Annotated in this window: 5 protein-coding genes; 1 reads left to right on the plus strand and 4 read right to left on the minus strand. The window is 69.5% G+C overall.

The genetic code is table 11. The features are described 5' to 3' along the window. The 4 genes from ABZ281_RS28635 to ABZ281_RS28650 form a co-directional block, all read right to left on the minus strand. Positions 1-1,824, minus strand: a 1,824-nt coding sequence (locus ABZ281_RS28635; RefSeq protein WP_356660039.1) for a 1,4-beta-glucanase, incomplete at its 3' end; no start/stop codon positions are given. A 112-nt stretch (positions 1,825-1,936) separates the two neighbouring features. Beyond that, positions 1,937-2,887 carry a carbohydrate ABC transporter permease gene (locus tag ABZ281_RS28640; protein WP_356660041.1) on the minus strand — a complete coding sequence of 317 codons (951 nt, stop codon included), beginning with the start codon at positions 2,885-2,887 and terminating at the stop codon, positions 1,937-1,939. After that, on the minus strand, positions 2,884-3,921 hold the full coding sequence (locus tag ABZ281_RS28645) for an ABC transporter permease subunit (RefSeq protein ID WP_356660043.1): 1,038 nt from the start codon (positions 3,919-3,921) through the stop codon (positions 2,884-2,886). Before ABZ281_RS28645 ends, ABZ281_RS28640 begins: the two co-directional genes overlap by 4 nt. A 26-nt stretch (positions 3,922-3,947) precedes the next feature. After that, entirely contained in the window at positions 3,948-5,624 is a 1,677-nt protein-coding gene (locus ABZ281_RS28650; protein ID WP_356660045.1) for an extracellular solute-binding protein, read from the minus strand. Between the two features lie 324 nt (positions 5,625-5,948). Between ABZ281_RS28650 and ABZ281_RS28655 the strand changes: the two genes are divergently transcribed. Continuing rightward, on the plus strand, positions 5,949-7,768 hold a 1,820-nt coding region (locus ABZ281_RS28655; RefSeq protein WP_356660047.1), incomplete at its 3' end, for a glycoside hydrolase family 3 N-terminal domain-containing protein.

Raw genomic sequence — 7,768 nt, forward strand, 5'->3', positions numbered from 1 at the left:
GCCCGAGTTCAGGCCGGTGGCCCGCGCGGTGAAGGTCCGGCCGCTGTCGGTGCTGGCGTGGAGCGTGCCGGTCGTGGTGTCGAAGGCGTAGAAGCGGGTCGGGTCGACGGGATCCGCGACCGCCGTGGCGCCCTTCGGGAAGGAGTCGACCTCGGCCCAGGTGACGCCGTTGTCCGCCGAGCGACAGCCCGGGTCGGCCGTGCCGAAGGACCACAGCAGCACGCTGCCGTCGGCGTTGGTGGCGATCGGTCCCGGCGCGGTCTTGGCGACGGCCGGCTGGGCCTTGAAGGGGGCCCAGGTCTTGCCGCCGTCGTTCGAGAAGGCACCGTTGCCGTTGTCGCCCCAGCCGGCGCGGACCACGTACGACGGCTTGGCGGCGGCCTGCGAGAGGCCGGTCGCGGTGCCGAACACCGGGTTCGACGCCATGCCGCGCGACGGCGATGCCGTGAGCCGTTCGTGGTACATCACACCGATGTCCCCGGACCCGCTGAGCAGGTGCGCCTCGCCGGTCGGCGGCGAGATCAGCTGGCGTATGGACGCCTCCTCCAGGCCTCGGATCTGCGGGGCCCAGTGCTTGAGGTCGCGGGTGCCGTAGAGGGTCGAGCCGGTGCCGTAGACGACGTGCCGGGAGTCGAACGGGTCGAGCCCGACGGCTTGGATCCACCAGCCGAACTTGGGCTTGTCGGCGCCGAAGGTGAGGTACGGCGTCTCGGAGACGTCGAAAACGGCCTTGTCCTTCAGGGACTTCCAGGTGCGGCCGCCGTCGGTGGTCCGGTACAGGGTGTCGACCAGCGACCAGCGGTTGTTGGTGGACACGACGACGGTGCCGGGGCGACAGGCGTCGACGGCGATGCCGCCGTAGCCGAAGGAGTCTGTCCCGCCGTCGCCGGTCGTCCCGCCGGGCTTCACCGGCGTGACCTCGGTCCACTTCCCGTTGGTGGTACGCAGCTTGTGCACGCTGCCGTCCGACTGGCCGTTGGGTCCGGGGGCGTTGGCGTACGTCACGTACAGCTCACGGGTGTGCCGGTCGTACGCGGCCCGGACCGGGACCTTGGCGGCGGTGCCGGTGGGCTGCTTGGGAACGGCCTCCCAGGTCGTACCGTCGGTCGTGCGATACAGGTTGGGCTTGCCGGCCGTGCCGTCGGAGTCGCCCCAGCCGGCGTAGACGCTGCGGCCCGCGGCGACCAGGAGCGTGATGCCCTGGCCGGTGGCGGAGGCCGCGGCCGGGAAGCTCACGGCCTTGAACGTCGCGCCCCGGTCGGTCGACTTGAGCAGCCCGTCGTGCCGGGTGCCCAGCCACAGCGTGTCACTGTCCCGCGGGTCGACCAGCAGCCGCTCACCGCATCCCCGCCCGTCCTCGTTGGCCCCGAACTTCACGGTGAGGTCGGTGCGCTTCCAGGTCGCGCCGCGGTCCTCCGACCGCAGCACGGCCCCGTCGCCGGCCCAGGACTGCGCGTACGTGCCGAGTGCGAGGTACACCCGGTTCGGATGGGCCGGGTCGACGGCCATGGCCTCGACGCCGAGCAGGTTCCAGTCGTCCCAGCCGATGTGGTCGGTCAGCGGGATCCACCGGTCGGTCCGATCGTCCCACCGGTAGACACCGCCGACGTCGGTCCGGGCGTAGGCGAGCCCGCGCACCGAGGGGTGGAACAGCACCCCGGTGATGAACCCGGTGCCACCCTGGACGGCGTTGCGCCAGCGGTATCCGCCCTTGGCGGGTGGGACGGCCGCGGCTTGTCCCTGGATCGACGGAAGGGAGACGACCGCGGCGACGGCGGCGGTCCCGGCCAGCACGGACCGTCTGCTGAGGTGAAACGTGCTCATGACATACCTCGGTTCATGCAAAGAGGGGGACGTGGATGCCCTCAGGGGCGCGGGGAGCTGCGCGACAAGCCTCGAGGCTGCCGCGGACGACGAACAACCGACAGCCCTACGGTCAGCCCTTGACGGCCCCGGTGAGCATGCCCTTCTTGAAGTGCTTCTGGACGAACGGCGAGATAACGGCCACCGGCAGCAACGCCATCACCATCACGGCCATCTGGATCGCCAGCGCGGAGATCTGCCCGGTCTTGATCGCCTGGCTCACCCCCACCGGCGCCTCCTGCTTCTGCACCAGCTGGATCATGACGTTCTGCAGCGGCATCATGCCCTGGTCGCTGAGGTAGATCGACGCGTTGAACCAGGCGCTCCAGTACCCCACCGCGTAGAACAGCGTGATCACCGCGATGACGGCCCGCGACAGCGGTAGGACGATCTGCCAGAGGATCCGCCAGTCCCCCGCCCCGTCGATCCGCGCACTGTCGACGAGCTCCGGCGAGATGTTCATGAAGAACGCCCGCAGCACCAGGATGTTGAAGACGCTGACCGCACTCGGCAGGATCAGCGCGAGATACGTGTCGGTCAGGCCCAGCGACTGCACCAGCAGATACGTCGGGATGAGACCGGCTCCGAAGAACATCGTCGCGAGCAGGGTCATCAGCAGCCAGCGGTGCCCCAGCGACCCGCTGCGGGACAGGCCGTAGGCGGCCAGCACCGACACCGTCATGGAGAACACCGTGCCGACGAGGGTGACGCACACGCTGACGATGGCGGCCCGGGTCACCTGCCCGCCGCTCAGCAGCTCCTGGTAGGCGACGAAGGTGATGCCCTTGGGGATCACCACGAGGCCGCCGGCGGCGTTGATGGTCTGCTTCGAGGACAGGCTGGTGACGATGACGATCCACAGCGGGAAGAGCACCGCGAGGCACGCGCCGGCCAGGACGATGCCCTTGCCCGCGACCCCGGCCTTGCTGGGCTCCTCCTCCCAGACGGGCCGCGGCGGGGCCTCCCAGAAGCGGGGTTCGCGCGCCGCCTCGTCGAGGGCGGCCTTGTCGATGACGGCGGTCACTTCTTGTACACCCCCTGCTCGCCCATGAAGTGGGCCACCTTGTTCGCGGCGAGGACGAGCGCCACGCTCACCAGGCCCTTGATCAGGCCGGCCGCCGCCGCGTAGCTGAAGTCCTGGTTGCGGACGCCGTTCCACCACACATAGGTGTCGAGGACCTCCGCCGCCCCCGGTCCCACCGCGTCGCGTTGCAGCAGGATCTGCTCGAAGCCGACGGTGAGCGCGTCACCGACGCGCAGCACCAGCAGCAGGGCGATCACGGGCCGCAGCGCGGGCAGTGTGACGTGCCACATCCGGCGCCAGCGCCCGGCCCCGTCCATGGCCGCCGCCTCGTAGAGGTCGGGGCTCACCGAGGCGAGTGCGGCGAGGAAGACGATGATGCCCCAGCCCGCGTCCTTCCAGACGCCCTCCGACGTCACCAGGAACTTGAAGATCCCCGGGTCGGTCATGAGGTCGAAGCCCTCGTAGCCGTGCTGTCGGAGGGTCTGCGCGATGATGCCCGCCCCGCCGAAGATCTGCTGGAAGACGGTGATCACCAGCACCCAGGAGAAGAAGTGCGGCAGGTAGAGGATCGCCTGCGACACCGCCCGGATCCGGGGCCTGAGCACGCTGTTGATGAGCAGCGCGAGCACGATCGGGATGGGGAAGAACAGCACCAGCTGGAGGCCGAACAGCACGAGCGTGTTCCGTACGGCGTCCCAGAACGCCGAGTCCGCGAAGATCCGCTCGAACTGCTCGACGCCCACCCAGGGGCTCTCCAGCATCGCGACGAAGCCGTTGTCGCTGACGTAGGGGTCGTACTCCTGGAAGGCGACGACATTGCCCAGGATCGGTATGTAGTTGAAGACCAGGACCAGCGCGACGGCCGGCAGGGTCATCAGGATCAGCGTGCGGTCGCGGCGGAACCGCAGCCTGAGGCTCAGCTTGCCGGAGGGTTTCCTCTTCCCCGGCCGCTCCCCGGTGGCGTCCGCCGCCCGGGAAGCCGTCTCGGTGGTCTCCGCCTCGGCCCTGCTGCGCGGCACCGTGCTGTTGGACACGGATTTCTCCTTGCCTCAGCGCCGGATCACTGCGCCGAACCGTTGGTGTCGTGCAGCTTCTGGTACCAGTCCCGCAGCTTGTCGCCGCCCTGCTTCTTCCAGTCGGAGACGGCCTGCTGCACATCGCTGATCTTCTTGCGGCCGCGGACGGTGTCGTCCTCCAGCTGTTCGAAGTCGTTGGAGAGGTTGGTGTAGCGCGCCGGTTCGGTGATCTGCATGCCCCAGAAGGTGGACTTCTTGGTGAAGGCGCCCATCCGCTGCTGCCACTCCACCTGTTCCTTCGCGATGTCCGGCAGGTCCGGGTGCGCGATGGTCGGGGCGGGGCTGGCGAGCATCACATAGGCGTTGATGACCTCCTGATTGCCCTTGTCATTCTTGGTGGGCACCCCGTCCTTGACGGTGTAGTGCGTCCCCTCCACCCCGTAGTTGGTGAGCATGTACTCCTTGGTGCCGTACGGGGCGGCGGTGACGTTGGCGGCGGCCAGGATGTCCTCGACGACGGCCTTGGACGCCTTCTTGTTGACGAAGGCGAAGATGCCCGCGGGCGAGCCGGCCCAGAGGACGGGGTCGCCGCCGTCGGCGCCGAAGACGTCCATGCCGGAGATGCGGAAGTCGGTCTTCTGGCCCGCCTGCTCGGCCATCTTGCCCCACCAGGACGTGATGTTGTCGTTGTAGATCAGCACCTGGCCGGCGGTGAACCGGTCGCCCGCGGTGCCCTGGACCGCCCTCGCGTCGGGGTGGACCACACCCGCCGCGTACAGCTTGCGCACCCACTCCAGAGCTTCGAGGTACTCCTCGGTCTCGACCCGGTAGACCATCTTGCCGTCGGCGAGGTTCCAGCCGAGCGGCTTCTCGCTGCCGGAGAGCACACCGAAGAACTCGAAGGCGGACCACTTCATGTCGTCGCAGGCCCACACCTTGGCCCTGGGCCGGCTGATCTCCTTGGCGAGAGCGAGGAACTCGTCCGGAGACCTGGGGAGTTCGTAGCCCTCCTTGTCGAAGACGTCCTTGCGGTAGAAGGGCACGATGCCGGGTACGGCGGGAGCGGGCTGGGGCAGACCGCGCAGCTTGCCGCCGAAGATGGAGTACTGCCAGGCGCCGCTCGGGATGGCCGCGAGGTTCGGGTACTTCTTGATCGCGTCCCCGGACAGGTACGGGCCGAGGTCGGCGAACTTGCTGATGATGGCGCTGGGTATCTTGCCGCCCATGTTCCAGCTGGGGATGACCACGACGTCCGGCAGGTCGCTGGAGGCGAGCACCGCGCCCAGCTTCTCGTCGTAGGTGTTGCCGTCCTGGTTCTGCCAGGCGATGTCGACGCCGATCAGGTCGTTCATCGTCGTGTAGTAGGGGTTGTCGCCCTTCGGCGGCGTGCCCCAGAACGGCGACATGATCTTGATGCGGCTGCCCTTGCCGAGCTTCTTCGGGACCGAGGCCTTGAGGTCGGCCAGGTCGAGCTTGCCGGTGAAGCCCATGGCCGAGCCGTTCTTGGACGGGATGTCCGGCGAGACCACGTTGCTCGCGACGTAGGCCGGCAGCAGCTTCTTGGCGCTCTTGCCGGACGTCGTGCCGTCCTTCGAGCCGCTGTCCGAACCGCCACACGCGGCAAGCAGCGGCATCCCGCCCGCCACGGCCGCGGTGGCGACCGCCGTGGAGGCGAGGAAACTTCTCCGGCTCGGTCCGGAGGAGGCGGCGTTCGGCGTCATTGCGTCAACCCTTCATGGCGCACCAGGACACCCGGCGGAGGGCCGTCGGCTGCGGTGTCTCGAGTGGAACTGGCTGAGCCGAAGCGAGCTTTCGACCCACCGGGGCTTGCCGTAGTCGAAGCGCTTCGATGTTGCTGTGAGGTTAAGTGAACACCCCAGGGCGCACAAGGGTCGTTCACAAACTTCCTCCGCAGTACGAGAAGGGACTTTCCTCATGCACTGCTTGAAGTCATGGCACTGCTCCCTTGACACTCGACCTCTCGGCCACTCAGCATCGAAGCGCTTCGAAAGCGTCTCCACGATCCATCGCAAGGGGATCCCCACGTGACCGCACACACCCCATCCACCGAACCGTTCCGTGATCCGCGACTGCCGTTCGCGAAGCGGATCGACGACCTCCTGTCGCGGCTCACGCCGGAGGAGAAGACCGCGTTCCTGCACCAGTTCGCCCCGGCCGTCGAACGGCTCGGCGTCGCCGCCTTCCGCACCGGCCAGGAGGCGCTGCACGGCGTGGCGTGGATGGGCCCGGCGACGGTGTTCCCGCAGGCGGTCGGCCTTGGCGCCACCTGGAACCCGGAGCTGGTGCGGCGCGTCGGCGACGCGGTGTCCAGGGAGATCCGCGCGATGCGCGCCAAGGACGACCGGGTCGGCCTGAACGTCTGGTCCCCGACGGTCAACCTGCTGCGCCACCCGCTGTGGGGCCGCAACGAAGAGGGCTACTCGGAGGACCCGAAGCTCACCTCGGCGATCGCGACGGCCTACACGCACGGTCTGCGCGGCGAGCATCCCACCTACTGGCGCACCGCGCCCGTGCTGAAGCACTGGCTGGCCCACAACAACGAGACGGACCGCTCCACGACGTCGAGCTCGGTGCGCCCGCGCGTGCTGCACGAGTACGACCTGCGGGCGTTCCGCGACACCGTCGAGGCGGGCGCGGTGGCCGGGGTGATGCCGGCGTACAACCTGGTCAACGGCCGTCCCAACCACGTCTCCCCGTACCTGGCCGAGCACCTGCGGACCTGGACAGAGGAAGACCTGCTGGTCTGCTCGGACGCGGGGGCGCCGAGCAACCTGGTCGACTCCGAGCACTACTTCGACACCCACGAGGAGGCCACCGCCGCCGCCCTCGTCGCGGGCGTCGACAGTTTCACCGATCACGGCACGGACTCCTCGCAGATGATCGGGCGGCTGCGCGGCGCCCTGGAGCGCGGCCTGCTGACCGAGGCCGATCTCGACACGGCCGTCCGCCGTCAGCTGTCGGTCCGTTTCCGGCTCGGCGAGTTCGACCCGGGTGACCACCCGCACGACGCGACCGGCGAGTTCGACACCCCGGCGCACCGCGCCCTCGCCCAGGAGGCCGCCGAGCAGGCGATCGTGCTGCTCAAGAACGACGGGGTGCTGCCGCTCGCCCCGGCCACCCGGATCGCCGTGGTGGGGCCGCTCGCCGACGAGTGCAAGCTCGACTGGTACAGCGGCACGCTCATCCACCGCTCGACTCCGCTGGAGGGCCTGTACGAGCGGTTCGGCGCGGAGCGGGTGGAGTTCGCGGAGGGCGTGGACCGGGTCCGGCTGAAGACCTCCGCGGGTGCGTTCCTGCACGTACCGGCGGCCGAGGGGGCCGCCGACGAGGTGCGCGGCGCCGAGGGCGCGCTCGACCCGGCGCTGCTCAGGGGCCGCACCGACCTGCCCGCACTCACGACCGACGCCGCCGGCACCGAGCTGGCGCTCGCGGACTGGGGTGAGGGCGTGCTGACCTTGCGCGCCCCCGACGGCCGCTACCTCTCGGTCGCCGACGACGGCTGCCTGCGCGCCTCCGCCGACCAGCCGGGCGGCTGGATCGTGCAGGAGACGTTCCGCCTGGAACCGCACGGGAACGGGCACCTCCTGAAGCACCTGGGGACGGGGCGGCACGTGTGTGTCTCCGCCGACGGCGTGAAGGTTGCCGACGAAGATCCCGAGGTCTTCGAGCTGGTCGTCGCCGAGCGCGGCGAGGACGCGGTGACGCGTGCCGCCGCTGCGGCGGACGTGGTCGTGGTGGTCGCGGGCAACGACCCGTACATCAACGGCCGCGAGACCGAGGACCGTGCGACCCTGCGCCTGCCCGGGCAGCAGGAGCGGCTGCTGCGGGCCGCCCGCGCGGCGAA

The sequence above is a fragment of the Streptomyces sp. NPDC006265 genome (genome assembly GCF_040613555.1).
GTDB lineage: Bacteria > Actinomycetota > Actinomycetes > Streptomycetales > Streptomycetaceae > Streptomyces.